Annotated in this window: 24 protein-coding genes and 1 pseudogene; 11 read left to right on the forward strand and 14 right to left on the reverse strand. The window is 63.3% G+C overall.

What is annotated here, in order from left to right:
* Window position 1 precedes the first annotated feature (1 nt).
* Genes AC0L3D_RS10505 through AC0L3D_RS10515 form a run of 3 tightly spaced genes read right to left on the reverse strand, consistent with a single transcriptional unit; the run spans window position 2 to window position 2,597 of the window.
* Window positions 2-922: an ABC transporter ATP-binding protein gene (locus AC0L3D_RS10505; protein ID WP_473644175.1), complete on the reverse strand. Its 921-nt coding sequence runs from the start codon at window positions 920-922 to the stop codon at window positions 2-4.
* Window positions 919-1,872 carry an HlyD family secretion protein gene (locus tag AC0L3D_RS10510; RefSeq protein ID WP_473644177.1) on the reverse strand — a complete coding sequence of 318 codons (954 nt, stop codon included), beginning with the start codon at window positions 1,870-1,872 and terminating at the stop codon, window positions 919-921. Before AC0L3D_RS10510 ends, AC0L3D_RS10505 begins: the two co-directional genes overlap by 4 nt.
* Window positions 1,869-2,597 (reverse strand): CerR family C-terminal domain-containing protein, encoded by a 729-nt coding sequence (locus AC0L3D_RS10515; RefSeq protein WP_473644179.1) that lies wholly within the window; start codon window positions 2,595-2,597, stop codon window positions 1,869-1,871. Before AC0L3D_RS10515 ends, AC0L3D_RS10510 begins: the two co-directional genes overlap by 4 nt.
* A 90-nt stretch (window positions 2,598-2,687) precedes the next feature.
* On the opposite strand from AC0L3D_RS10515, the gene AC0L3D_RS10520 reads away from it, so the two are divergent.
* Together AC0L3D_RS10520 and AC0L3D_RS10525 are read left to right on the forward strand one after the other, a co-directional pair.
* The gene (locus tag AC0L3D_RS10520) at window positions 2,688-3,161 is read left to right on the forward strand and encodes a CYTH domain-containing protein (RefSeq protein ID WP_023801408.1); all 474 of its coding nucleotides are present in this window, start codon (window positions 2,688-2,690) and stop codon (window positions 3,159-3,161) included.
* A complete protein-coding gene (locus AC0L3D_RS10525; RefSeq protein WP_473644181.1) occupies window positions 3,158-4,105 on the forward strand; it encodes a CHAD domain-containing protein in 948 nt (315 codons plus the stop codon). Before AC0L3D_RS10520 ends, AC0L3D_RS10525 begins: the two co-directional genes overlap by 4 nt.
* A gap of 45 nt (window positions 4,106-4,150) precedes the next feature.
* Here AC0L3D_RS10525 and AC0L3D_RS10530 read toward each other — a convergent pair whose 3' ends face one another.
* The 4 genes from AC0L3D_RS10530 to AC0L3D_RS10545 all read right to left on the reverse strand — a co-directional run bounded on the left by AC0L3D_RS10530 (window position 4,151) and on the right by AC0L3D_RS10545 (window position 7,623).
* Window positions 4,151-5,872 carry a SulP family inorganic anion transporter gene (locus tag AC0L3D_RS10530; protein ID WP_473644183.1) on the reverse strand — a complete coding sequence of 574 codons (1,722 nt, stop codon included), beginning with the start codon at window positions 5,870-5,872 and terminating at the stop codon, window positions 4,151-4,153.
* A gap of 122 nt (window positions 5,873-5,994) precedes the next feature.
* The gene (locus AC0L3D_RS10535) at window positions 5,995-6,264 is read right to left on the reverse strand and encodes a helix-turn-helix domain-containing protein (RefSeq protein WP_023801411.1); all 270 of its coding nucleotides are present in this window, start codon (window positions 6,262-6,264) and stop codon (window positions 5,995-5,997) included.
* A 199-nt stretch (window positions 6,265-6,463) separates the two neighbouring features.
* Window positions 6,464-7,165 (reverse strand): phosphatase PAP2 family protein, encoded by a 702-nt coding sequence (locus tag AC0L3D_RS10540; RefSeq protein ID WP_023801412.1) that lies wholly within the window; start codon window positions 7,163-7,165, stop codon window positions 6,464-6,466.
* 119 nt (window positions 7,166-7,284) lie between these two features.
* On the reverse strand, window positions 7,285-7,623 hold the full coding sequence (locus tag AC0L3D_RS10545) for a hypothetical protein (RefSeq protein ID WP_023801413.1): 339 nt from the start codon (window positions 7,621-7,623) through the stop codon (window positions 7,285-7,287).
* A 204-nt stretch (window positions 7,624-7,827) separates the two neighbouring features.
* Between AC0L3D_RS10545 and AC0L3D_RS10550 the strand changes: the two genes are divergently transcribed.
* Window positions 7,828-9,816, forward strand: a complete 1,989-nt coding sequence (locus AC0L3D_RS10550; RefSeq protein WP_473644185.1) for a PhoX family protein — start codon at window positions 7,828-7,830, stop codon at window positions 9,814-9,816.
* A gap of 90 nt (window positions 9,817-9,906) precedes the next feature.
* Here the strand turns inward: AC0L3D_RS10550 and AC0L3D_RS10555 are convergent.
* The 4 genes and pseudogenes from AC0L3D_RS10555 to AC0L3D_RS10570 form a co-directional block, all read right to left on the reverse strand.
* Window positions 9,907-10,587: pseudogene (locus AC0L3D_RS10555) on the reverse strand (GNAT family N-acetyltransferase).
* On the reverse strand, window positions 10,584-11,075 hold the full coding sequence (locus AC0L3D_RS10560; protein ID WP_473534732.1) for a MarR family winged helix-turn-helix transcriptional regulator: 492 nt from the start codon (window positions 11,073-11,075) through the stop codon (window positions 10,584-10,586). The pseudogene AC0L3D_RS10555 and the gene AC0L3D_RS10560 overlap by 4 nt, the downstream one beginning before the upstream one ends.
* 162 nt (window positions 11,076-11,237) lie before the next feature.
* Window positions 11,238-11,999 carry an ABC transporter permease gene (locus AC0L3D_RS10565; protein ID WP_128245696.1) on the reverse strand — a complete coding sequence of 254 codons (762 nt, stop codon included), beginning with the start codon at window positions 11,997-11,999 and terminating at the stop codon, window positions 11,238-11,240.
* Window positions 11,996-12,922, reverse strand: coding sequence for an ABC transporter ATP-binding protein (locus AC0L3D_RS10570; protein WP_473644187.1), 927 nt, complete (start codon window positions 12,920-12,922; stop codon window positions 11,996-11,998). Before AC0L3D_RS10570 ends, AC0L3D_RS10565 begins: the two co-directional genes overlap by 4 nt.
* On the opposite strand from AC0L3D_RS10570, the gene AC0L3D_RS10575 reads away from it, so the two are divergent.
* The 7 genes from AC0L3D_RS10575 (at window position 12,909) to AC0L3D_RS10605 (ending at window position 18,583) form a co-directional block, all read left to right on the forward strand.
* The gene (locus tag AC0L3D_RS10575; RefSeq protein WP_473644189.1) at window positions 12,909-13,070 is read left to right on the forward strand and encodes a hypothetical protein; all 162 of its coding nucleotides are present in this window, start codon (window positions 12,909-12,911) and stop codon (window positions 13,068-13,070) included. The genes AC0L3D_RS10570 and AC0L3D_RS10575 overlap by 14 nt on opposite strands.
* A 70-nt stretch (window positions 13,071-13,140) precedes the next feature.
* Window positions 13,141-14,499: a cytochrome ubiquinol oxidase subunit I gene (locus AC0L3D_RS10580; RefSeq protein ID WP_473644190.1), complete on the forward strand. Its 1,359-nt coding sequence runs from the start codon at window positions 13,141-13,143 to the stop codon at window positions 14,497-14,499.
* A gap of 10 nt (window positions 14,500-14,509) precedes the next feature.
* The gene (locus AC0L3D_RS10585; RefSeq protein ID WP_128173921.1) at window positions 14,510-15,514 is read left to right on the forward strand and encodes a cytochrome d ubiquinol oxidase subunit II; all 1,005 of its coding nucleotides are present in this window, start codon (window positions 14,510-14,512) and stop codon (window positions 15,512-15,514) included.
* A gap of 215 nt (window positions 15,515-15,729) precedes the next feature.
* Window positions 15,730-16,500: a transporter substrate-binding domain-containing protein gene (locus AC0L3D_RS10590; RefSeq protein WP_128169341.1), complete on the forward strand. Its 771-nt coding sequence runs from the start codon at window positions 15,730-15,732 to the stop codon at window positions 16,498-16,500.
* Window positions 16,501-16,538: 38 nt separating this feature from the next.
* Window positions 16,539-17,210 (forward strand): amino acid ABC transporter permease, encoded by a 672-nt coding sequence (locus tag AC0L3D_RS10595; protein ID WP_128169315.1) that lies wholly within the window; start codon window positions 16,539-16,541, stop codon window positions 17,208-17,210.
* Window positions 17,211-17,220: 10 nt separating this feature from the next.
* A complete protein-coding gene (locus tag AC0L3D_RS10600; protein ID WP_473644193.1) occupies window positions 17,221-17,880 on the forward strand; it encodes an amino acid ABC transporter permease in 660 nt (219 codons plus the stop codon).
* Window positions 17,858-18,583, forward strand: coding sequence for an amino acid ABC transporter ATP-binding protein (locus tag AC0L3D_RS10605; protein WP_128173919.1), 726 nt, complete (start codon window positions 17,858-17,860; stop codon window positions 18,581-18,583). Before AC0L3D_RS10600 ends, AC0L3D_RS10605 begins: the two co-directional genes overlap by 23 nt.
* Window positions 18,584-18,753: 170 nt before the next feature.
* Here AC0L3D_RS10605 and msrA read toward each other — a convergent pair whose 3' ends face one another.
* The 3 genes from msrA to AC0L3D_RS10620 form a co-directional block, all read right to left on the reverse strand.
* On the reverse strand, window positions 18,754-19,494 hold the full coding sequence (msrA, locus tag AC0L3D_RS10610; protein ID WP_473644195.1) for a peptide-methionine (S)-S-oxide reductase MsrA: 741 nt from the start codon (window positions 19,492-19,494) through the stop codon (window positions 18,754-18,756).
* Window positions 19,495-19,600: 106 nt separating this feature from the next.
* The gene (locus AC0L3D_RS10615) at window positions 19,601-19,879 is read right to left on the reverse strand and encodes a hypothetical protein (RefSeq protein ID WP_473644196.1); all 279 of its coding nucleotides are present in this window, start codon (window positions 19,877-19,879) and stop codon (window positions 19,601-19,603) included.
* Window positions 19,880-20,138: 259 nt separating this feature from the next.
* Entirely contained in the window at window positions 20,139-21,188 is a 1,050-nt protein-coding gene (locus AC0L3D_RS10620) for a TadE/TadG family type IV pilus assembly protein (RefSeq protein WP_473644306.1), read from the reverse strand.
* A 183-nt stretch (window positions 21,189-21,371) separates the two neighbouring features.
* Here AC0L3D_RS10620 and lepA point away from each other — a divergent pair, with 183 nt between their 5' ends.
* Window positions 21,372-23,177 (forward strand): translation elongation factor 4, encoded by a 1,806-nt coding sequence (gene lepA / locus AC0L3D_RS10625; RefSeq protein WP_473644198.1) that lies wholly within the window; start codon window positions 21,372-21,374, stop codon window positions 23,175-23,177.
* Window positions 23,178-23,286 lie beyond the last annotated feature (109 nt).

Below are 23,286 nucleotides of genomic sequence, written 5' to 3' on the forward strand. Positions count from 1 at the left end.
TTCATCCCATATTGTCCTTCGAGCCGGACATGAACTGGATGAACACATCCTCCAGGCTGGTCTCGCCCGACGTCACCGTGACGCCCTTGTGGTCTTTCTCGACATCGGCGAGGGCGGCCTCGAGCGCCGTCTTGTCGGAACCGACGACATGCAGCGTCGCGCCAAACGGCGCCACCTGGTCGACACCGGACCGGCCGCTGAGTGCGGCAGCGACCTGGTCGAGCCGCGGACCCTGCACGACGAAGGTCGTCAGCCCGGCATTCCTGACCACCTCGTCGACCGTGCCGGTGGCCAGCATCCTGCCGTAGGAGATGTAGCCGATGCGATGGCAGCGCTCTGCCTCATCCATGTAATGCGTGGAGACCAGCACGGTCAGCCCGCCGCTGGCCAGCCGATGGATCTCGTCCCAGAATTCACGCCGCGCCTTCGGATCGACGCCCGCCGTCGGCTCGTCGAGCAGCAGCAATCTGGGCTTGTGCATGATGCAGGCGGCCAGTGCCAGCCGCTGCTTCCAGCCACCGGACAGCGTGCCGGCCAACTGGTCCTTGCGCGAAGTGAGGCCAAGGTCCTCCAGCGTGCTGGCGACATGCTCGTTGAGCGGATTCAATCCATAGAGCCGCGCCACGAATTCCAGATTTTCGGCGATGGTCAAATCCTCGTAGAACGAGAATTTCTGCGTCATATAGCCGACTTCGCGCTTGATCCTCAGACTGTCGGTGCGGATGTCGAAGCCGAGCACCGTGCCTTCGCCCTCATCCGGCGTCAGCAGGCCGCACATGATGCGGATGGTCGTCGTCTTGCCCGAGCCGTTGGGGCCGAGGAAGCCGACGATCTCGCCCTCGGCCACCGTCATCGTCACATGGTCGACGACGGTCTTGTCACCAAAACGCTTGACCAGGCCGTGGACGTCGATGACGTTCATTTGCCGATATCCGCCAGTTCGACATCGACGATCTGCCCCGGTTGCAGCACGCCGGCGTCGCCCTCCGGCCGCGCCTCGACCAGATAGACCAGCTTCTGCCGGGTCTCGAGCGAGTAGATCACCGGCGGCGTGAATTCCGGGTCCGGCGACACGTAGCTGACGCGAGCCTTCACGTCCGGCCCGCAGCCGTCGCAATGGACGTTGAGCAGCGTGCCGACTTCCACCGACGAGAACGCGCTTTCCGGCACATAGACGCTGAGCTTCACCGCGCCGTCCGGCAGAATCGAAATGCCCGGCGCGGTCGGCCCGGCGGTGTCGCCGGGATAGCGGATCACATCGTTGATGCGGCCGGGCGAAGGCGCCGCCAGCACACGCTTCGACAGCCGCCAGCGCGCCTGCTCCAGCGCCGATTGCGCCTGCCTGACCTGATTGTCGGCGGCCTTGATCGTCTCGGGCCGCGCCGGCAGGCCTCCGACAGCGAGATTGGCTTCCGCCTGGCCGAGCTGCGCGTTGGCAATTTCCAGCGACGCCGAAGCCGTATCATGATCGGCCTGGGTGCCAGTGCCGCGTTTGAACAAATCGCTGGCGCGGGTGTATCTGCGTTTGGCGTCGGCGGCTTGCGCCTTGGCCATGTCGACCTGCGCCTTGAGCACCTCAATCTCTTCCGGCCGCTTGCCGACCTGCAGGTCGGCAAGTTGCGCCTGGGCCTGGGCAAGGGCCGCCTCGGCTTGCGCGACGGCTATTTTTGCGTCGGCGCTTTCCAGCGTCACCACTGGCGTGCCCGGCGCGACGCGATCGCCGCGCTTGACCGAAATCGTCTCGACCTGCGCCACCTCGATCGGCGCGAGCAGCACATAGTCGCCCTCGACATAGCCGACGGCGAGCGGCGCCGCCGGTGCGCAGGTGCTGAAAAGCAGGGCGGCGAGCGGCACAGAGCAGAGGAAACTCATGATCTACGATCCTTCCGGTCGGTTAAGTGACGCCGAGCCAAAATCGCGCCGAGATTATCCGTCACTGCCGCCGCGATCTTGGTGGCCTCGGCGTCGCCGATCGCGCGCCAGCCCATGCGGCGCATCACCGCCTCGCGGCCGATGCGGAAATAGACGACCTGGCCGATCAGCGTGAACACGGTGAGTCGGGTAGCCTCGCTTTCGGCCGCCTCGCCCGTCGCCTGCTCCCAGATCAGGCAGAGCCGGCGATGCGTCGGCTCGAACACGCCGTCATAGATGCGGTCGAGTGCCGCCGTCGGATGCGACAGCTCACGCAGGACGAACTGCACGATCTCGCCGGCCTCCGGCCGTGCCACGATGAAAGCCACCATTCGCTCCAGCGCGGTGAACAGTTGTGCCCGCGCCGCTTCGGGGTCGCCCGTTTCTGGTTCGCCCGTTTCTGATTCGCTTGGCTCCTGCAGATTGCCGATCGCCTGGCCGGCAATGGTCTGGATGGTGTCGACGATATAGTCGGCCGCAGCGTTGCGAAGCCCTTCCTTGCCGCCGAAATGATAGGCGATCGAGCCGATGTTGGCCCTGGCCTCAGCCGCGATCTCGCGCGTCGAGGTGCCGTCGAAACCCTGGCGTCCGAACAGTTTTAGCGCTGCGCGAACAAGAGCCGCGCGCGTCATGTCGGCGGGGGATGCCTCGCGTCGCGGAATTTTGGCGTTTGTCGGCTTGCTCATACCAAGCATTTAATCAATCGAATGATTAAAGTCAATACTAGCCTATCTCCACCTTGCCATCTCCAGCCGCACGCGCTTTAGTGTGGAGCCATGGTCAAGGAAATCGAGCGCAAGTTCCTGGTCTCCGGCGATGGCTGGCGGGATCTGATCGAAGCGGACATCCGCATTCGCCAGTTCTATCTCGTTGCCGCGCCCGACCGCTCGGTCCGCGTGCGTATCAGCGACGGCGCCTCGGCAAAGCTGACGCTCAAATTCGGCAGCAAGGCCCGCGAACGCGACGAATTCGAATATCCGATCCTTCTGGCGGATGCGGAAGAGATGCTGGCCTTCGCAATCGGTCGTGTCATCGAGAAGACACGCCACCATGTTAGGCATCGCGGCCATCTCTATGAAGTCGATGTCTTCGGCGGGATGCTCAGCGGTCTGGTGGTCGCCGAGCTTGAGACGCCGCAGGACGTGCAGGGCGAAATGCTGCCAGATTGGCTCGGCCGCGAAGTCACCGGCGAGCACAGGTTCTACAACGCGTCGCTCGCCCTCGAGGGGATTCCGGAGATCGCCGCATGAGCTATCGCATCGATCCGCGCCTGCCGTTGACCGGCGAGGTCAGGCGCATCCTCGCTGAGGAGATCGGCAAGGCGCTCGTCCATCTGGACGCGGCGCATGACAGGCCGGAGCAGGCGCTGCACAAATGCCGCAGGCGGCTGAAGAAGGTGCGTGCCTTGCTGCGCCTGGTCCGTCCCGGAGACGAAACATTTTGCAGTACCGAGAACCAATGCTACCGAGAGGTGGCTGCCCTGCTTGCCGGCCCGCGCGAGGCGACCGCGCTGGTTGAAACCATCGACCGGCTGGCAAAAAACTTTCCCGAGCAAAGCGCCGGCGGCGGTCTCGATGCCGTTCGCGACACGCTGGTGGCGCGCCAGCACCAATTGCATGGTGGAGTTGGCCTCGGCGCCGCGATAGCTGCCGCGACTGCCGCTTCCGAGGATGGCATCAGCCGCATCGATACTCTGGTCTTGCCCGACCAGCCCGAACAGGCCGCCGATGTGCTTGCCGAAGGCGCCCGCATCACTCTGCATCGCGCCAGAAAGGCGCTGGACAAGGCGGGCTCCCGCGGTGATGCCGACGATTTCCATGATCTGCGCAAGGCGGCAAAGACTCACGGCATGCATCTGTCGCTGCTTGGAAGGCTGTGGCCGACGCCGATCAAGGCACGGCGCAAGGCGGTCGACGAACTTGGCGAAAAGCTGGGCGAACTGCATGATGTGTTCGTCTTGCGCACGCTTCTCGAGGCCCACGACCGGCCGCTCGGCTCTCCCCAGGAAACGCGACTGCTGAGCAAGCTGTTGAAGCGCTCGGAGAAAAGCCTGAAAAAGACCTGTCTTGCGGCGGCAGCCGATCTGTTCGGCGACAGGCCCAGGCGCTCGACAAAAAAACTCGCGCGCAAGGCGCGCACCGATCTGGCCGCCGCGCCGCACGAAGACGCCAGCGCGCCCGGCGCCGCTGCCTGACGCGGTGCTTGCGTCCGTCCGACATCGCTGACGATGAGGAGAGGGTTAGACCTCTCCCGGCGCGGCATTCTTCAACTGCGCTCGCGCGTCCCTGATCGAGGCGGCGTATGTCACCAGCGGCCGTTTGACGCCGTGGTTGATCAGCATGCGGCGTGTCTGCGGCGAAGCGCCTGATATGATGAAGCGCACGCCGGCGCGCCTCGCCTTGTGGGCAGCGCTCTCGATGACGTTGGCCGCCGTTGAATCGAAGAATGGCACGGCCGAGCAGTCGAGGATGAAGTTCTTGCGCTGGTCGGCGATGCGGTCCAGCACCGTGGCGACGGTCGAGGCGGCGCCGAAGAAGAAGGCGCCGGAAATCCGGTAGACGACGGTGTCGGCATCGCTGGCCTCGCTGGAATCGTATGCGCTGGCGGCGCCGGTTCTGTCGGCGACATCGTCCTGCACCAGTCCCTGATCCGGCTCAACCGCAATGCTCTTGGCCATGCGGTCGATGAACAGGATCGAGCCCAGCGCGAAGCCGACGACGATGCCTTCGGTGAGATCACGGAAGATGACGATCAGGAAAGTCGCCACCAGCACCAGCGCGTCGCCGCGCGAGGCACGCAGCAGCGTGGCAAAGGCCTGCTTCTCGAACATGTTCCAGCACACCACCGCCAGCACGCCGGCAAGGGCTGCAAGCGGGATGTAGCTGGCCAGCGGCGCCGCCACCAGCATCAGGGCAAGCAGGAGGGCCGAGTGGATCATGCCCGAGACCGGTCCATGCGCGCCGGCTCGCACATTGGTCGCGGTGCGGGCTAGGGTGCCGGTGGTGCAGATGCCGCCGAACAGGGCGGACGCGATGTTGGCGAAGCCTTGCGCCACGAGTTCGCAGTTGGAGCGGTGCCGCCTTCCTGTCATGCCGTCGGCGACCACCGCCGACAGCAGCGATTCGATCGCGCCGAGCAGCGCAAAGGCTAGGGCGTCCGGCAGGACGTCGATCATCCTGCCGAAGCTGATCGGCGGAAAGGCCGGCATTTGCAGGCTGCGCGGGATACCGCCGAAGCGCGTGCCGATCGTTTCGGCAGGCAGAGAAAACAGCGCCACGACAAGCGACGCCAGACCGATGGCGATCAGCATGGCGGGCCATTTCGGCCGCCACCGTTTCATCAGGGCAATGGCGACGATGGTCAGCAGAGCGACGAAGGTGGCGGCGAGATTGATCGTGCCGGCCGCCTCGCCGATCGCCATCAGCTTCGGCACCAGCGGTCCAGGTTCTTTGCCGGCGAGTTTTAGCCCGAACAGCTCGACGATCTGGCCGGAGAAGATGATGATGGCGATGCCGGCGGTGAAGCCGACGGTCACCGGATAAGGAATGAATTTGATGTAGGTGCCAAGCCTGAGGTAGCCGATGACGAGCAGCAAGACGCCGGCCATCATCGTCGCCAGCAGCAACCCGTCGACGCCGACCCGTGCCACGGTTGCCGCCATCAGCACGATAAAGGCGCCCGCCGGCCCGCCGATCTGGAAACGGCTGCCGCCCAGAGCCGAGACGAGGAAACCGCCAATGATGGAAGTGTAGAGCCCGCGCTCCGGAGACACGCCCGATGCGATCGCGATCGCCATCGACAGCGGCAGCGCCACGATGGCCACGGTCAGTCCGGCGATGGCATCGGCCTTGAAGTGCTCTGATGTGTAGCCTTCGCGCAGCACCGTCGCCAGCTTCGGCGTGAACAGTTCGGAAAATGTCGGCTGCGCCGGTTGATGAATTGCCCGCTGGGTTCGATGCATGGACTGCCTTCCGCTCCTGATGCATGCCGCCAAAAAGTGCACAGCGGCCACGCATAAAACCAAGCAGGCGGCGGGATCGTCGGCAGGACTGTCGGCGGTCGCCGTCGCGACTCTATTTCGGCTCAGCCTGGCGGGTTCTGCGGCACGACCGGCTTGAGGCGCACCCCCCTGCCGCCGCGCTCGCTGGCCTGGTTCTCGCCGATCAGCTCCACGCCGGCCCGGTCGAGGGCCTGGATGACCTTCATCAGCGTATCGACCACGCCCCTGACCACGCCGTCGCTCGCTTCCATGCGCTGAATGGTTGGAAGCGAAACCCCGGCGCGCTCGGCGAGCGTCTTCTGATCGATGCCGGCCAGAGCCCTTGCGGCGCGCATCTGCGCGGCAGTGATCATCGGCTAAAAACCCCCGTCTGAGTCTGCATTCCATGTATAATACCATCATTGTGATGGATCAAGCATCATCATGCACATGTCAGACATGTGCACACCAGGCCGTTTGCATCTTGGCGAGCCTGCGCGCCCGCTGGGCCAGCACGCCCCAGCCGCCGCAACTTAGAGGAGAATTGGCGCAGCGTCGTTCGGAACGGGCGGTTCAGGCGCCGGCGGTCTGCCCGCGCCATCGCTGGAACGCCCATGCGACCAGCCAGCACAGCATCGCCCAGGCGAAGCCGGCGCACCAGCCGGCCAGCACGTCCGATGGCCAATGAACGCCGAGATAGACGCGGCTGATGCCGACGAGCAGTGCTGTCAGCACGGCAAGTGCCAGCACATAGATCTTGGTCGTTCGCCCAGGCAGGAAACGCGACGCCATGCTGCCCAGCGTCAAATATGTCACCGCCGACAGCATCGCATGGCCGCTTGGAAACGAAAGCGTCGCCACGTCGGCGAGATGCGAGACCAGGTCGGGACGCGGCCGATCGATTCCGAGCTTCAGCGTGCTCGACAGGGCCTGCCCGCCCGCCACCGCGACGAAGACCAGAAACGCTGCTCCCGGCTTGTGGATCAGTAGCAGATAGACGATCACCGCCACTGTGATCAGCCCGAGCACGATGGCGCTGCCGAGGCTGGTAATGTCGCGCATCGCCCCTTCCAGCCATGGCGGTCCGATCGGATTGTCGGGCTGGCCCGCTTCACGGAAGGCGAGCATGATTTCCGTGTCGAAGGCGTGCGGCGTGGTGTCCCGCGCCACCTCCATCAGTTCCTCGAACCCCCACAGCCCGCCGGCGATGACCAGACCGGACAAAAGCACCGGGAATTCGATCCAGTTGAGCAGCTTGCTTGCAGTATTCTTCATCGACCCAATCGTCCTACAGCGCCGCGCGTCCTTTTGGACGCGCACAGGACGCTGTAGCACTTTGATTTGGCGCATGATCCCCAGCGAAAATCGTTTCCGATTTTCGGGGTCATGCGCAACTACAGTTTTTGCAGATAGGGTCCGAGCGTGATCAGCGCCACCGCTGCGACGGCGAGCACGATGCCGGTCGCCTGCAACGAATTGACGCGCTCGCCGAAGAACACCAGTGCCACCACGTTCACCGACACCAGTTGGATCACCGCCGACAGGCTGAACGACACCGACATGCCGAATTCACGGATCAGCCTCAGCATGATCAGATTGCCCGCTGAATAGAGCGCCAGAGTCAGAAGAATCTTGCCGAGGCTCGGCGCCAGACCCCATTGCTTGGCCGCCGTCGCCGCCAGCAGGAAGATCACTGTCGAAATGCCGAGCTGCCCCAGTCCCCAGAAACTCACTTTTTTGTTCCTCCCGACGCCGTGCTTGCGCGCCTGCCGCAGATCTTGTTTCGGAAGCGTCGGTCGCGGTCAAGCGGCCTGATCAAAGACATGAAATCGGGCTGGAAATTGGTCGGCAACGTCATCAAACTGTGATCTGCTGGCGATACGCGGTCAGTCAAGCAACACGCTCCAGCCATCCCAAAGAGCCAGAGGCACGCCCCCATGACTGAACATCGCCCCGACGCCCATTTCCGCACCAGCCTGCTCGAGGAAAACGATGGGCCAGGAACCAATCCCACTGACAACCAGACGATGGGCGAAATCATCGCCGCGCGATTCTCGCGCCGTGGTTTTCTGCAGGGATCGCTCGCGGCAACCGCCATCGCCGCCACCGTCAGCCCGCTCGCGCTGATCCTCGCCGACGATGCCCGCGCCGGCGGCGGCTCGGTCTTCAGTTTCGACGAGGTCGAGGCAGGCGTCGACGACAAGCACCATGTCGCTGCCGGCTACGACGCCGACGTGCTGTTGCGCTGGGGCGATCCGCTGTTTGCCGATTCGCCGGAATTCGATCCGACAAAACAGTCGGCGCAGGCCCAGGAAAGACAGTTTGGCTACAATAACGACTATGTCGGCTATATCCCGATCGACGGCTCGGCCGAGCATGGCCTGCTGGTGGTCAACCACGAATACACCAATCCGCATCTGATGTTCCCGGGCCTTGTCACCATCGTCGATGGGGAGGCCAAGCAGGCGCCGCTGAGCAAGGAACAGGTCGACGTCGAGATGGCCGCGCATGGCGGCACCATCGTCGAGATCCGCAAGGCATCAGGCAAATGGCAGGTGGTGCGCGACGGCAAGCTCAACCGCCGCATCACCGCCAACACCGAGATGGCACTGTCCGGCCCCGTCGCCGGCCACGACCGCGTCAAGACCAGTGCCGATCCGACCGGCACGAAGGTCATCGGCACTGTCAACAATTGTGCCGGCGGCGTCACGCCCTGGGGCACCTACGTCATGGCCGAGGAAAACATACACGGCTATTTCTCGGGCGAGCTGCCGGAAGGCCACAAGGAAGCCACCAACTACAAGCGCCTGGGTATTCCCGAAGGCGCCTATGAATGGGTTGCGCATTACGATCGCTTCGACATCGGCAAGGAGCCGAACGAGCCGAATCGCTTCGGCTGGATTGTTGAGGTCGACGTCAACGATCCGACCTCGGTGCCGAGGAAGCGCACTGCCATGGGCCGCTTCAAGCATGAGGGCGCTGAATCGATCGTCGCCAAGGATGGCCGTGTCGTTTTCTATCTCGGCGACGACGAACGCTTCGACTATGTCTATAAATTCGTCACGGCCGGCAAGTTCAACGCCGAGGACCGCGCCGCCAACATGGATCTCCTCGACGACGGCACGCTCTACGTCGCCAAATTCGCCGAGGACGGGTCGATCGAATGGCTGCCCATCGTCTTCGGCCAGGGCCCGCTGACGGCGGAGAACGGCTTTGCCAGCCAGGCCGACGTGCTGATCGAGACGCGCCGTGCCGCCGATCTGCTCGGTGCCACCAAGATGGATCGCCCCGAGGACATCCAGCCCAATCCGACGACTGGCAAGGTCTACGTCATGCTGACCAACAATTCGAAGCGCAAGACGGACCAGGTCGACGCCGCCAATCCGCGCGCCGAAAACGCCTTCGGCCATATCATCGAGATCGTCGAGGACGGTGGCGATTTCACTGCCGCCAAGGGCAAGTGGGAAGTGCTGTTGAAATGCGGCGATCCCTCAGTGGCCGAAGTTGGCGCCACCTTCTCGACCGCAACCACCGCCAATGGCTGGTTCGGCATGCCGGATAATTGCGCCATCGATTCGGCCGGCCGGCTTTGGGTCTCGACCGATGGCCAGGGCCCGAAGGCCACCGGCCGCACCGATGGCCTGTGGGCGGTCGACACCGAAGGCGAGGCGCGGGCGACCTCGAAACTGTTCTTCCGCGTGCCGATCGGCGCCGAAATGTGCGGCCCGCTATTCACGCCCGACGACCAGACCGCCTTCGTCGCGGTTCAGCATCCGGCCGATGGCGGCGAAGACTGGGAGGCTTTTGGCCGTCCCTCTTACTACGAGGACCCGTCGACCCGCTGGCCTGACTTCAAGCCCGATATGCCGGTGCGGCCGTCGGTCGTCGCCATCACCAAACAGGGCGGTGGCAAGATCGCGGTCTGAATCGCCGCAAGGCGCTAGCAGCGCCAAGGAAGGATTTCTTCGATACGAAATCCTTCCTTTTCCTGATGCGCGGGAATGCGCCTGATGGGCTCATTCGGCGCGCTGAACCACGGCCACGTCCATCATGCTTCTCAACCTGAAGCCAATGGACTCGTATAATCCTATGGCCGTGGTGTTGCTGGCATAGGCGTGGAGATAGGGAACTTCGCCGCGCGCCGCTATCCGGTTTGCCACGAACAGCGACAGCAGCCTGCCCAGGCTACCGCCTCGAAATTCCGGATGTGAGCACACCCCGCTAAGTTCGGTATAGCCGGGTTGCTTCATGCGTTCGCCGGCCATCGCCGCAAGTCGGCCCTCGATCTTCACACCCCAAAAATCGCCGAGGCTCAAGGCTTCGAGCGTGAATGGGCCGGGCTTGGTCACCAATGCCAAGGCGAGCATCTCAGCTGCATCGTCCCGCGTCAGACGTTACACGCGCTCGTCGGAGACCATCTGCAATGGCCGCTCGGCAATCATCTGAACCCCGGGCGCGGTCGAAGTCGCCGAAAGTTCCGCGGGCAGAGCAATGGCGTCCACCTGAAGCAGGATCGCACTCTCGCCTGGGGAGACACGTTTTCCGAGCGCCTGCAGGCTTTCCGCATCGTCCGCGGCACTGGCAGCGAACGGAGCTATCGAGGGCCGATACCGCATGGCGAGGTCGTCACCTTGCGCGAAGGCGTGGTGTCGCGTCCGAAGCGCGCTCCACACGGGACGGTCAAGCAGGTGTTTCATTGCGCGGCACCTTCCGGCTTCTTTACACGACGGTCGAGAGGCGCCGCGGCGAGGCCGTCCTCGATGGCGGCCAGCTGATCAAGAAGCGGCCCAGAAAGATCCGCGCACAGATCCGCGACGGCATTCTCGATGCGCGGCCAGACGTCGTGCTTTGCAATATCGGCCAGCCGCTGGCCGTGCAGGGTAAGGCAGACAATCCTGCGCCGCTGGTCATCATCCGATGGACTGACCTCGACCAGTCCCAATTCGGCCAGAAGCGACACGCTCCGCGTTACACCTGGCTGCGCGACCCCGAGGGATTGCGCCAGTTCCCCGACTGGCAGCGGGCCCAGCCTGTCGAGCGCAGCCAGCAGCGGGTATTGGCTCGACTGAACCGGCACATCGAGGCAGTCGAGCAGGCGCTGCGTATCCGCCTGCAATTGCTCGCCAATACGCTTCAGCCTGCTGCCCAGGCACAGGAAGCCAAGGGACCTTATGACGTCTTCCATAATCAACCTGCCAGCCAATTGATAACATGATATATAACATTATATGGAAATCAAGCGCCGCCATCGCACGGCCGCTTTCAAGCGTCGTCACCAGATTTGGTCGTCTTGGGTCGGGAACATCGCTCGGATGCTGGCGCTGCGTCGCCTGGGCAGGCCGTTCAGTCAGTTCCGCAGCCGGTAGCCGGTCCTGAAAATCCACGCGACGATCGCTATGCAGATAAGCAGGAAAACCACGGTCATGCCGAGGCTGATGCCGATCGAGACGTCGGACTTGCCGTAGAAACTCCAGCGAAAGCCGCTGACCAGATAAAGGACAGGGTTGAACAGCGTCACCGTGCGCCAGGTGCCGGGCAGCATGTCGATCGAATAGAAGCTGCCGCCAAGGAAGGTAAGCGGCGTGATGATCAGCAGCGGCACCAGCTGCAGCTGCTCGAAGCTCTTCGCCCAGATGCCGATGATGAACCCGAACAGGCTGAAGGTCACCGACGTCAGCACCAGGAAGGAGAGCATCCAGAACGGATGCTCGATGGTCAGCGGCACGAACAGCGACGCGGTCCCCAGGATGATCAGGCCGAGTATGATCGACTTGGTCGCCGCACCCCCGACATAGGCGATGATGATCTCCAGATAGGACACCGGCGCCGACAGCAGCTCGTAGATCGAGCCGACGAATTTCGGGAAATAGATGGCGAAGGAGGCGTTGGAGATCGACTGCGTCAGCAGCGACAGCATGATCAGCCCCGGCACGATAAAGGCGCCGTAGCTGATGCCGTCGATCTCGGTGATGCGCGAGCCGATGGCCGAGCCGAAGACGACGAAATAGAGCGATGTCGAGATGACCGGCGAGACGATGCTCTGCAGCACGGTCCGAAAAGCGCGCGCCATCTCCATCTTGTAGATCGCCCAGACTGCTCGCGGGTTCATGCGCCCTTCCTCACCAGGTTGACGAAGATCTCCTCAAGCGAGCTGTTTTGCGTGTCGATATCGCGGAACTGGATGCCGGCCGTCTCAAGGTCGCGGAGCAGCGAGGCGACGCCCGGCCGCTCGCTCTGGTTGTCATAGGTGTAAGTCAGTCGATCACCGTCCGGCGAAAGCTCCAAAGCGTAGCGCGACAATCTCTCGGGTATGGTGGCGAGCGGGCTGCGCAATTCCAGCAACAGCCGTTTGCGGCCGAGTGTGCGCATCAGTTGCACCTTGTCCTCAACCAGCACGATCTCACCGCGATTGATGACGCCGACGCGGTCGGCCATCGCCTCGGCCTCCTCGATATAGTGCGTGGTCAGGATGATGGTGACGCCATCCTCGCGCAGCCGGCGCACCATCGCCCACATGTCCTGACGCAGCTCGACGTCGACGCCGGCTGTCGGCTCGTCGAGGAACAGCACCCTCGGTTCGTGCGACAGCGCCTTGGCGATCATCAGCCGCCGCTTCATGCCGCCGGACAGGGTGATCGCCTTGGCGTCCTTCTTGTCCCACAACGACAGGTCGCGCAGCACTTTCTCGACGAAGCCGTGGTTGGCCGGCTTGCCGAACAGGCCGCGGCTGTAGTTGACCGTCGCCCACACGCTCTCGAACGCGTCGATGGTCAGTTCCTGCGGCACCAGCCCGATGAGGCTGCGTGCGGCGCGATAATCCCGGCTGATGTCGTGGCCGTCGACGCTGACCGTGCCCGACGAGCGGTTGACGATACCGCAGACGATCGAGATCAGCGTCGTCTTGCCGGCGCCGTTCGGCCCGAGCAGCGCAAAAATCTCGCCGCGCTCGATATCGAGGTTGATCTCCTTCAGCGCTTTGAAACCGGTGGCGTAGGTCTTGGTGACCTCGGAAATGGAAATGATCGATGGCATGGTTGAAAAACGGCTGCTTGAAAGGAGGTCTGTTGGTTTTAGTCCGCTGAATGTCGGTGCGCGCGGCCGGAAGTCAATGGCACTCCTGACATTCTGGACATCGGCGCATCCACCGCTGCGCGGTCCTGCGGCGTTCCGCCTCGCGTGACGCCACGCCGCTTTGACCGCCTGGCGCATCCGGCCTATCTTCCCTGACATAGCAGCAGCCGGAGCCCGCCATGGACCCGCTCATCCTTTCGCGCATCCAGTTCGGCGCTAACATCTCGTTCCATATCCTGTTTCCGGCTATCACCATCGCGCTTGGCTGGATGCTGCTGTTCTTCAAGCTTCGCTACAACGCCACCGGTGATACCGCCTGGATGCGCGCCTATTTCACCTGGGTGAAGGTGTTCGCGCTGTCCTTTGCCATGGGCGTGGTTTCGGGCGTCACCATGAGCTTCCAGTTCGGCACCAACTGGCCGGGCTACATGGAGACCGTCGGCAACATCGCCGGCCCGCTGCTCGCCTATGAGATACTCACCGCCTTCTTCCTCGAGGCGGCGTTCCTCGGCATCATGCTGTTCGGCTTCCGCCGCGTCTCCAACCGCATCCACACGCTGGCAACCGTGCTGGTGGCCGGCGGCACCACCCTGTCCGCCTTCTGGATCATCGCGCTCAATTCATGGATGCAGACGCCGGTCGGCTTCGAGATGCGCGACGGCGTAGCCCACGCTACCGACTGGTGGGCGATCGTCTTTAACCCGTCCATGCCCTACCGGCTCGTCCACATGCTGCTTGCCTCCGGCCTGACGGTTTCGTTCCTGATCGCCGGCCTGTCGGCGCTGCGCTATCTCTATGGCGACCGTTCGGAATCGATGTGGAAAGCCTTGCGCACCGGTGTCTTCACCGCGGCGATCCTGATCCCCATCCAGATCTTCGCCGGCGACCAGCATGGCCTCAACACGCTCGAGCATCAGCCGCAGAAGATCGCCGCCATGGAAGCCAACTGGAACACCGGCCCCAACGTGCCGCTGGTCCTTTTCGCGCTTCCCGACGAGGCGGCAAGGGAGAACAAATACGAGATCACCATCCCCGATGGCGCCAGCCTCATCCTCAGGCACAGCGCCAGCGGCGTCGTGCCGGGGCTGAACGACTATGCCGGCAACCACCCGCCGGTGTTCCCGGTGTTCTGGGCTTTTCGCATCATGGTCGGCACCGGCGTCCTGATGCTCGTCGTCTCCTGGTCGGCCGCCTTTTTCCTCAAACGCCGGCATAGCCTGCCGAGACCGCTGGCGCTGGTGATGGTGCCGATGGCGCTGTCCGGCTGGCTGGCGACGCTGGCTGGCTGGTACACCACCGAGATCGGCCGCCAACCGTGGCTGGTCACCGGCGTGCTGAAAACTGTCGATGCCGTCGGCCCGGTCGCCGGCAGCCAGGTCGCGCTGTCGCTCGCGTTTTATCTCATCCTCTATGCGCTGCTTCTGATCGCCTATCTCGGCGTGCTGGTCTATCTGGCCCTGAAGGCGGCGAAGGACGGCGATGCCTCGCCGCTGCCGGGCGTTCTCGACGCGCCGCTGTCGCAGCCGGCGGCGAAATAGGAGAACGGCGATGACCCTCGACTGGCCGACATTGCTCCCCCTCATCTTCGCCGGCCTGATGGGCCTTGCCATCCTGATCTACGTCATCCTCGACGGCTTTGATCTCGGTATCGGCATCCTGTTCGCAGCCGCCGGAGACGCCGAGCAGGACACGATGATCGCCGCAATAGGCCCGTTCTGGGACGCCAACGAGACCTGGCTGGTGCTGGCCGTCGGCCTGCTGCTGGTCGCCTTCCCGCTGGCGCACGGCACCATCCTCACCGCGCTCTACATTCCGGTCTTCCTGCTCCTTGTCGGCCTGATCCTGCGCGGCGTTGCCTTCGATTTCCGGGCCAAGGTGCCGGCCGGTCACAAGCATCGCTGGAACCGCATCTTCTTCCTGGGCTCGGTCATCGCTTCGCTGGCGCAGGGCTACATGCTGGGGATCTATGTGCTGGGCCTTGATGTCGGCCCCGGCGGCATGGCCTTCGGCGGGCTGGTGGCGCTCTGCCTTGCCGCCGCCTATGCGGCGATGGGCGCGGCCTGGGTCATCTACAAGACGGAAGGCGAATTGCAGAAGAAGGCGGTGCTATGGCTGCGCCGGGCGCTGGTGCTGACCGCGCTCGGCATGGTCGCCGTGTCGCTGGCCACGCCGCTCGCCAGTCCGCGCATCTTCGACAAATGGTTCGTCTGGCCGGCCATGCTCTATTTGTCGCCGCTGCCGGTCCTGTCGGCGGTGCTGTTCGCATGGCTGTGGCGGCAGACCTTCCATCTGCCCAAGGCCGGCGACCGCCATGCGCTGACGCCGTTCCTGACGCTGGCCGCCATCTTCACGCTGGGCTTTGCCGGCCTCGCCTGGTCGTTCTATCCCTTCGTCGTGCCCGACAGGCTGACCATCTGGCAGGCGGCGTCCGCGCCGGAAAGCCTCGCCATCATCCTGGCCGGCACGGTGGTGGTGCTGCCGATCATCATTTTCTATTCGTTTTATGCCTACCGCGTCTTCGGCGGCAAGGCGACGGATCTGACCTACGACTGACTGGCAAACCGCCGAACTGCACAATATTCAGGCAGTCGATTGCTCGGGCGGCAGCGGCTCGTGAAGACTGCCTTGCCAATCCCACCTTGCCAATCCCGCCGGGAAAGTCCGATTCGCAGCGATTTCGATGGTTTGGCATGTCTGTTGCTTTGCCTTGGCGACCAATTGGTTTTGTCCAGTCAAAGGGAAAGATAATGAACCGTCGCAATGTCTGCATGCTGGCCTTCGCCGCCGCCGTTGGAATGGCCATGGCTTCGTCTCCGCAGGCGCGGGCCGACGCCTTGAGCGACATCGCGGCGCGCGGCACCGTCCGCATCGCCGTTCCACAGGATTTCCCGCCCTTCGGCAGTGTCGGCGCCGACATGACGCCGCAAGGCTACGACGTCGACATCGCCAATCTGATTGGCGAAAAGCTCGGCGCCAAGGTCGAGATCGTCCCGGTCACCAGCGCCAACCGCATTCCCTATCTCCAGACCAACAAAGTCGACCTGGTCATTTCCAGCCTCGGCAAGAATCCCGATCGCGAGAAGGTCATCGACTTTTCCGAAGCCTATGCTCCGTTCTACAACGGCGTGTTCGCTCCGGCAGACGTCGCCGTCGCAAAAGCGGAAGACCTCGCCGGCAAGACCGTTGGCGTCACCCGCGGCGCGATCGAAGATCTCGAACTGACCAAGGTTGTGCCCGCGAGCGTCGAGATCAAGCGCTACGAGGACAATAACGGCACTATTTCGGCTTTCCTTTCGGGCCAGGTCGAGGTGATCGCGACCGGGAATGTCGTCGCCGCCGCCATCCTCGAAAAGAACCCGCCCAAGCGGCCGGAGCTCAAGTTCCTGATCAAGAACTCGCCTTGCTACATCGGCATGAACAAGGAGCAGCCGGCGTTGATGGCCAAGATCAACGGGATCATCGCCGCCGCCAGGTCCGATGGCGCCCTCAACGCGATTTCGCAAAAATGGCTGAAGGTGGACCTGCCGGCTGAGCTGTGATCGCCGCCCGCCGCGTGTGGGAGGTCGGATAGCAAGCCATGACCTATCAGTTCGATTTCAGCTGGCTGATCGGATCTCTGCCGGTGCTGCTCAAGGGCATCCGGATCACCGTGCAGCTTATCCTGATCGGCGCGGTGTTCGGCGTGGCATTGGGCATTGCCTGCGCCTGGGTGCGGGCGCTGGGGCCGAAATGGCTAAAACCCGTCGTTGCGACCTATGTCGAGCTGATCCGCAACACGCCCTTCCTCATCCAGCTGTTCTTCATCTTCTTCGGCCTGCCGTCGCTTGGCATCAGGATGTCGGAACTGACCGCCGCCAACCTCGCCATGATCGTCAACCTCGGCGCTTACAGCTGCGAGATCATCCGCGCCGGCATCCAGGCCACGCCGCGCGGCCAGTTCGAGGCCGGCGCCAGCCTCGCCATGACCCCGTTCCAGACCTTCTGGCACGTGGTTCTGGTCCCGGCGCTGCAGCGCATCTGGCCTGCGCTGTCGTCGCAGATCGTCATCGTCATGCTGGGTTCGGCCGTCGTTTCGCAGATTGCCGCTGAGGACCTGACCTTCGCCGCCAATTTTATCCAGTCGCGCAATTTCAGGGCCTTCGAAACCTACATCGTCTCCACCTTGATCTACCTGGCGCTCGCCATCCTGCTGCGCCAGCTGCTGGCCGGCCTGGGCGGGATGCTGTTCCCGAGGAAGGCGTCGCGATGAGACAGGCGCCATGACCGAGTTCAGCTTCTGGGACATCCTGCGCAACCTGCTTCTGGCCGCCCGCTGGACCGTTGTCCTCTCGCTGGTCTCCTTCATCGGTGGCGGCATCGTCGGCGCGGCCCTGCTTTTCTTGCGCATCGGCGGCCGGCGTGGGATGCAGTTTCTGTCACGCGGCTGCATCCAGCTGTTTCAGGGCACGCCGCTGCTGATGCAGCTCTTTCTGGCTTTCTTCGGGCTTGGCCTGTTTGGCATCGACGTTCCCGCCTGGCTTGCCGCCTGTGTCGCGCTCATCCTGTGGACCGCAGCCTTCCTCGCCGAAATCTGGCGTGGCTGCGTCCAGAGCATTGCCAAGGGCCAATGGGAGGCGTCAGCCAGCCTCGGCATGGGTTATCTCCAGCAGATGCGCTACGTCATCCTGCCGCAGGCACTGAAAGTGGCGGTGCCGCCGACCGTCGGCTTCTCGGTGCAGGTGGTGAAGGGCACCGCGCTCACCTCGATCATCGGCTTCGTCGAACTGTCGAAGGCCGGTTCGATCGTCACCAACGCGACGTTCCAGCCGTTCACCGTCTATGGCTTGGTCGCGCTCATCTATTTTGCTTTGTGCTGGCCGCTGTCGAAATCCAGCCAGCTCCTGGAAAGGAAGCTCAATGTCGCTCATCGCAATCACTGAGGTGAAGAAGCGCTTCGGCGACAACGAGGTGCTGAAGGGGATTTCCATCGACGTCGCGGCGGGCGAGGTCGTCGCCATCATCGGCAAGAGCGGTTCGGGCAAGTCGACGCTGCTGCGCTGCATCAACGGGCTCGAGACCATCGATGAAGGCTCGATCGTCGTCGCCGGCGCCCAGTTCCTGCCCGACGAGGTGCATCTTAAGGCGCTGCGCCTGAAGGTCGGCATGATTTTTCAGCAATTCAACCTGTTCCCGCATCTCACCGCCGGTGGCAATGTCATGCTGTCGCAGATGGTGGTGAAGAAGACGCCGAAGAAGGACGCCGAGGCGGTCGCGCGAAAAATGCTCGACCGCGTCGGTCTCGCCCACAAGTTCGATGCGTTGCCGGACGAATTGTCCGGCGGCCAGCAGCAGCGCGTGGCGATCGCCCGGGCGCTCGCCATGCAGCCCATCGCGCTGCTATGCGACGAGATCACCTCGGCGCTCGATCCCGAGCTCGTCGCCGAGGTGCTGGCCGTCGTCAAGGAATTGGCGGCGGAAGGCATGACGCTGGTGATGGTCACCCACGAGATGCGCTTTGCCCGCGACGTCTGCTCGCGCGTCGTCTTCATGCATCAGGGCCGCGTCCATGAGATCGGCGCCCCCGAGGACGTTTTTTCCAATCCCAGGACGCCGGAGCTCCGGCAGTTTCTGGGCGTGCAATAAGCTGTGTTGATATTCAGCCGGCCTGCAACCGGCGCTACTCGCGTACCCGAAAGTACGCTCCGTTCCGGTTCTCGGAATCCACCATTTTCGGCGCGGCCTGACCTGGTACCTCACCACACCTGACGCCGACATGCGTCCATTAGGACGCACCAAGTACACACGGGCAAAGATCAGCTCTTGTTGCCGGCCAGCACCAGCACCGGCTTGTCGCTGTAGCGGTCTGGAAACAGCGTCTTCAAATTCTCGACCTTGGGCAGGTCGTTGTAGACGATGTAGGGATAGGTCGGGTTCAGCGTCAAAAAGTCCTGGTGGTAGTCCTCGGCCGGATAGAATTTTTTCCCCGTCTCCAGCGTAGTCACGATCGGCTCCGGAAACACGTTGGCCTTGTCGAGCTGGGCGATATAGCTCTCGGCGATCTTCTTCTGCGCGTCGCTTTCGGCAAAGATCGTCGAACGGTATTGCGGGCCGCGGTCCGGACCCTGGTAGTTCAGCTGCGTCGGGTTGTGCGCGACCGAGAAATACACCTGCAGCAACTGGCCGTAAGTGACTTTGGACGGCTCGTAGATGATCTCGACGGCCTCGGCACGCCCGGTCCGGCCGGTGCCGACCGTCTCGTAGACGGCGGTGTCCTTGTCGCCGCCGGCATAGCCGGAGACGGCGCTGGTCACGCCCTTGACGTGCTGGAACACGCCTTGCACGCCCCAGAAGCAGCCGCCGGCGAAGACCGCCTTGGCCGCGCCGGCGGCGGGTTTTTCGTCCACCGCCGGCGGCGGGATCACCACCGCCGCCTCGGCCGAGATTGCCGGCGTCTGCCACAAGGCGGCGCCGGCCGCCGCGAGCATCAGCGCCGCAAGCGCGCCCCTGGCCACGTTCATCAATCGTTTCGCGGCGGTTTTTTCAATGCCGGTCATCTCTGATCTCCCTGCATGAGTTTAAGACTATACGACAGATAGGTCCGTCGCGGTCTCACATTGCTGTGCGGCGCGTGCACCGGCCGCGCCCGGTTCCGGACGCGGCCTACTTGGCCGTCCCCATCGCGTCGCAGGTCTTGGTCGCCTCGTCCTTCTTCATCGCGTCGGTTTCCATGGCAGCCTTGTCCATGCAGTCCTTCATCTTTTCGGCCGCCATCGGATCCGCGGGCTTCATCGCGTCGGTCGCCGGCTTCATGGCGTCAGTCGCCATCGCATCGGCCGGCTTCATCGCATCTTCGGCGCGCGCAACGCCGCCGGCAAAAAGCGCCGTCGAGCAAAGCGCCAAGGCAAGTGCCGGCAAGGTCAGGCGGGTGAGGTTGGTCATGATGGTCTCCCAGGGTTGGTGGCGCGCCGGAATGGCGATCACATCAGCTGTTCGCCGCTGCCTGGGCCTTCGTTACAGCCATCACCGCTTCGTGATCGGTCCTTCCCCTCCCACAAGGGGGAAGCCAAACGGCGTCACCCTACGCCTTCGAATTTCGAACCGTTGCCCACACAAAAACGCCGCCCGGGGCGGCCGGACGGCGTTGAAATCTGATGCTGTGCGGACCCGCGCCCCTTCTGGGCGCGCCGCGGTCGCCGGCCTATTGCGTAAGCACTGTTTGCGAAGGCCGCTGGTTGAAATCGCATTTGCCGGTCACGGTGTAGAAGAAGTCGGCGTTGGACACCGGAGCCGGTACGGGATTGCCGCCATCTTCCCAGGCCTGCTGGCTGGGTTGGCCGCACGGCACGGCGGTGAAGATGTCCACCAGTTTGCCGTTCGCGACTTCAACGCCGTCGATGTACAACCGATTCGATGTGTTCGCGTCGTTCGACTTGAGCTTGGGTGTTTGGGCCGACGGCACATCCATCTGCAGGTACAGCACATCCATCAGGCTGACGTCGATCACCGCGCCGGCGCCGTTCGCGGGATACATGGTGTTGGTGCAGGTGGTCAGGTATTTCTTGTTGCCGCTCGTCTGGGTGATCGCTCCAGTGGGCAGGTTGTTGAAATTCTGCACCGTCTTGGTCGTGCATTTTTGTTCCTGGACCTTCGTTTCCGTCGCTCCGTTGACCGTGTACACGGTGGACGTGCCGTAGCCTTTCGGATCACCAAAGTTGTTGTAGACATAGGTGATCTTCATCAGCGGGTTGGCCGCCGTCTCGCCGAATTTCGTGCCGTAGAGTCTCATCGTCTTGGCCCAATGGCCCGACACTTTGTCGATCTTGAACGTGGTCTGCACCAGCGCCGGCCGCTTGCGCACCGCCGACGCGACGCCGATCTGCACCGTGTCGGCGTGGGCGATCTGCATGAAGTTCGTCGGCATGGCAAAGCTGGCCGAAGCATTGATGCTGGCGGTGCCGTCGGCAGCGACGACGAAGCCGTCGAGCTTGGCGATGCCTTGCCCGCTATTGGCCGTAAACGACTCCTGCAGTTTCACCTGACGGTCCGCCAGTGACGTGCTGGTTGGCAGCGTCGTGATCGACAGGGTCGCGGCATCGAGCGCATTCTGCATCGATCCCCTGGTCGCAACGGCTGAGTTGTAGTCGATTGAAAAGCCCAGAGCGGCACACATCGGGATAAGCATGATGGCGAGTATCGGCGCGAGGGAGCCGCTCTCGGAATTGAGAAAATGACGTCCAGATTGTAGCATTGCTTGGCCCCCATACGGTGACAGCTCGTGGCCTATCACGCAGGGCGCGGACTATGCTCTAATCTGATGGATCAAAGCTTAACGGTGTTGCGCCCCCCGTCCGGCAGCGCAAACCTCAGCGATTGCCCCGGCCGCACGCCCGGCCGCTTGCCCGGGCAAGCTGCCCCTGCTAAAGCGCCCGACATGACCACGCCGATCAAGAACATCCGCAATTTCTCCATCGTCGCGCATATCGACCATGGCAAATCCACGCTTGCCGACCGGCTGATCCAGCTGACCGGCGGGCTGGAGCTGCGCGACATGAAGGAGCAGGTGCTGGACTCGATGGATATCGAGCGCGAGCGCGGCATTACCATCAAGGCGCAGACGGTGCGGCTGAAATACCACGCCAGCAATGGCGAGGATTATATCCTCAATCTGATCGACACGCCCGGCCATGTCGACTTCGCCTATGAAGTGTCGCGGTCGCTGGCCGCCTGCGAGGGCTCGCTGCTGGTCGTCGATGCCTCGCAAGGCGTCGAGGCGCAGACATTGGCCAATGTCTATCAGGCCATCGACAACAACCACGAGATCGTCGTGGTGCTGAACAAGGTCGACCTGCCGGCCGCCGAGCCCGAGCGCATCCGCGAGCAGGTCGAGGAGGTGATCGGCATCGATGCCTCCAACGCCGTGCTGATCTCGGCCAAGACCGGCCTCGGGATTCCCGATGTGCTGGAGTCGATCGTCAACGATTTGCCGCCGCCGCGCGAGGGCGACATTGCTGCCCCGCTGAAGGCGATGCTGGTCGACAGCTGGTACGACGCCTATCTCGGCGTCATCGTGCTGGTCCGCATCATCGACGGCGTGCTGAAGAAGGGCCAGACCATTCGCATGATGGGCACCGGCGCCAAGTACCTGGTCGAGCGCACCGGCGTCTTCACGCCGGCCCGCATCAATGTAGACGAGCTCGGCCCCGGCGAGTTCGGCTTCTTCACCGGCTCGATCAAGGAAGTCGCCGACACCCGCGTCGGCGACACCATCACCGAGGACAAGCGCCAGACGGCACAGGCCCTGCCCGGCTTCAAGCCGGCGCAGCCGGTGGTGTTCTGCGGCCTGTTCCCGGTCGACGCCGCCGATTTCGAGGATCTGCGCGCCGCAGTCGGCAAGCTGCGCCTCAACGACGCTTCTTTCTCCTTTGAAATGGAAACCAGCGCCGCGCTCGGTTTCGGCTATCGCTGCGGCTTCCTCGGCCTGCTGCATCTGGAAATCATCCAGGAGCGGCTGGAGCGCGAGTTCAACCTCGACCTCATCGCCACGGCGCCGTCGGTCGTCTACCGGCTGCTGTTGAACGACGGCACGACCAAGGAATTGCACAACCCCGCCGACATGCCCGACGTGGTCAAGATATCGGCCATCGAGGAGCCGTGGATCCGCGCCACCATCCTGACGCCGGACGAGTATCTCGGCGGCATCCTAAAACTCTGCCAGGACCGGCGCGGCATCCAGGCCGACCTGTCCTATGTCGGCAAGCGCGCCATGCTGACCTATGACCTGCCGCTCAACGAGGTCGTCTTCGACTTTTACGACCGGCTGAAGTCGATCTCCAAGGGCTACGCCTCCTTCGACTATCACCTTACCGATTACAAGGAAGGCGACCTGGTCAAGATGTCGATCCTGGTCAATGAGGAGCCGGTCGACGCGCTGTCGATGCTGGTCCACCGCACGGCGGCAGAAAAGCGCGGCCGGCTGATGTGCGAGAAGCTGAAGGAACTGATCCCGAACCATCTGTTCAAGATCCCGATCCAGGCGGCAATCGGCGGCAAGGTCATCGCCCGCGAGACGATCTCGGCGCTGCGCAAGGATGTCACCGCCAAATGCTACGGCGGCGACGTCTCGCGCAAGCGCAAGCTGCTCGACAAGCAGAAAGAGGGCAAGAAGCGGATGCGCCAGTTCGGCAAGGTCGACATCCCGCAGGAGGCGTTTATCCAGGCGCTGAAGATGGGCGATTGAGAAGCCGTCCGCGCGTAGCTGAGGGGGATCATGCTTCGTGGCCCAGCGCTCGCGGCTTTATCCGCCGGCGCGTATCGGCTAAGGGCGGGGAGCAAAATCCCGGATCCGC

Source organism: Mesorhizobium sp. WSM4837, assembly GCF_055811435.1.

What these genes read in the sequence shown, in the direction of transcription:
- AC0L3D_RS10505 (WP_473644175.1), bottom strand. Translation starts at nt 922, where the DNA reads ATGAACGTCATCGACGTCCACGGCCTGGTCAAGCGTTTTGGTGACAAG.
- AC0L3D_RS10510 (WP_473644177.1), bottom strand. Translation starts at nt 1,872, where the DNA reads ATGAGTTTCCTCTGCTCTGTGCCGCTCGCCGCCCTGCTTTTCAGCACC.
- AC0L3D_RS10515 (WP_473644179.1), bottom strand. Translation starts at nt 2,597, where the DNA reads ATGAGCAAGCCGACAAACGCCAAAATTCCGCGACGCGAGGCATCCCCC.
- AC0L3D_RS10520 (WP_023801408.1), top strand. Translation starts at nt 2,688, where the DNA reads ATGGTCAAGGAAATCGAGCGCAAGTTCCTGGTCTCCGGCGATGGCTGG.
- AC0L3D_RS10525 (WP_473644181.1), top strand. Translation starts at nt 3,158, where the DNA reads ATGAGCTATCGCATCGATCCGCGCCTGCCGTTGACCGGCGAGGTCAGG.
- AC0L3D_RS10530 (WP_473644183.1), bottom strand. Translation starts at nt 5,872, where the DNA reads ATGCATCGAACCCAGCGGGCAATTCATCAACCGGCGCAGCCGACATTT.
- AC0L3D_RS10535 (WP_023801411.1), bottom strand. Translation starts at nt 6,264, where the DNA reads ATGATCACTGCCGCGCAGATGCGCGCCGCAAGGGCTCTGGCCGGCATC.
- AC0L3D_RS10540 (WP_023801412.1), bottom strand. Translation starts at nt 7,165, where the DNA reads ATGAAGAATACTGCAAGCAAGCTGCTCAACTGGATCGAATTCCCGGTG.
- AC0L3D_RS10550 (WP_473644185.1), top strand. Translation starts at nt 7,828, where the DNA reads ATGACTGAACATCGCCCCGACGCCCATTTCCGCACCAGCCTGCTCGAG.
- AC0L3D_RS10560 (WP_473534732.1), bottom strand. Translation starts at nt 11,075, where the DNA reads ATGGAAGACGTCATAAGGTCCCTTGGCTTCCTGTGCCTGGGCAGCAGG.
- AC0L3D_RS10565 (WP_128245696.1), bottom strand. Translation starts at nt 11,999, where the DNA reads ATGAACCCGCGAGCAGTCTGGGCGATCTACAAGATGGAGATGGCGCGC.
- AC0L3D_RS10575 (WP_473644189.1), top strand. Translation starts at nt 12,909, where the DNA reads ATGATCGATGGCATGGTTGAAAAACGGCTGCTTGAAAGGAGGTCTGTT.
- AC0L3D_RS10570 (WP_473644187.1), bottom strand. Translation starts at nt 12,922, where the DNA reads ATGCCATCGATCATTTCCATTTCCGAGGTCACCAAGACCTACGCCACC.
- AC0L3D_RS10580 (WP_473644190.1), top strand. Translation starts at nt 13,141, where the DNA reads ATGGACCCGCTCATCCTTTCGCGCATCCAGTTCGGCGCTAACATCTCG.
- AC0L3D_RS10585 (WP_128173921.1), top strand. Translation starts at nt 14,510, where the DNA reads ATGACCCTCGACTGGCCGACATTGCTCCCCCTCATCTTCGCCGGCCTG.
- AC0L3D_RS10590 (WP_128169341.1), top strand. Translation starts at nt 15,730, where the DNA reads ATGCTGGCCTTCGCCGCCGCCGTTGGAATGGCCATGGCTTCGTCTCCG.
- AC0L3D_RS10595 (WP_128169315.1), top strand. Translation starts at nt 16,539, where the DNA reads ATGACCTATCAGTTCGATTTCAGCTGGCTGATCGGATCTCTGCCGGTG.
- AC0L3D_RS10600 (WP_473644193.1), top strand. Translation starts at nt 17,221, where the DNA reads ATGACCGAGTTCAGCTTCTGGGACATCCTGCGCAACCTGCTTCTGGCC.
- AC0L3D_RS10605 (WP_128173919.1), top strand. Translation starts at nt 17,858, where the DNA reads ATGTCGCTCATCGCAATCACTGAGGTGAAGAAGCGCTTCGGCGACAAC.
- msrA (WP_473644195.1), bottom strand. Translation starts at nt 19,494, where the DNA reads ATGACCGGCATTGAAAAAACCGCCGCGAAACGATTGATGAACGTGGCC.
- AC0L3D_RS10615 (WP_473644196.1), bottom strand. Translation starts at nt 19,879, where the DNA reads ATGACCAACCTCACCCGCCTGACCTTGCCGGCACTTGCCTTGGCGCTT.
- AC0L3D_RS10620 (WP_473644306.1), bottom strand. Translation starts at nt 21,188, where the DNA reads ATGCTACAATCTGGACGTCATTTTCTCAATTCCGAGAGCGGCTCCCTC.
- lepA (WP_473644198.1), top strand. Translation starts at nt 21,372, where the DNA reads ATGACCACGCCGATCAAGAACATCCGCAATTTCTCCATCGTCGCGCAT.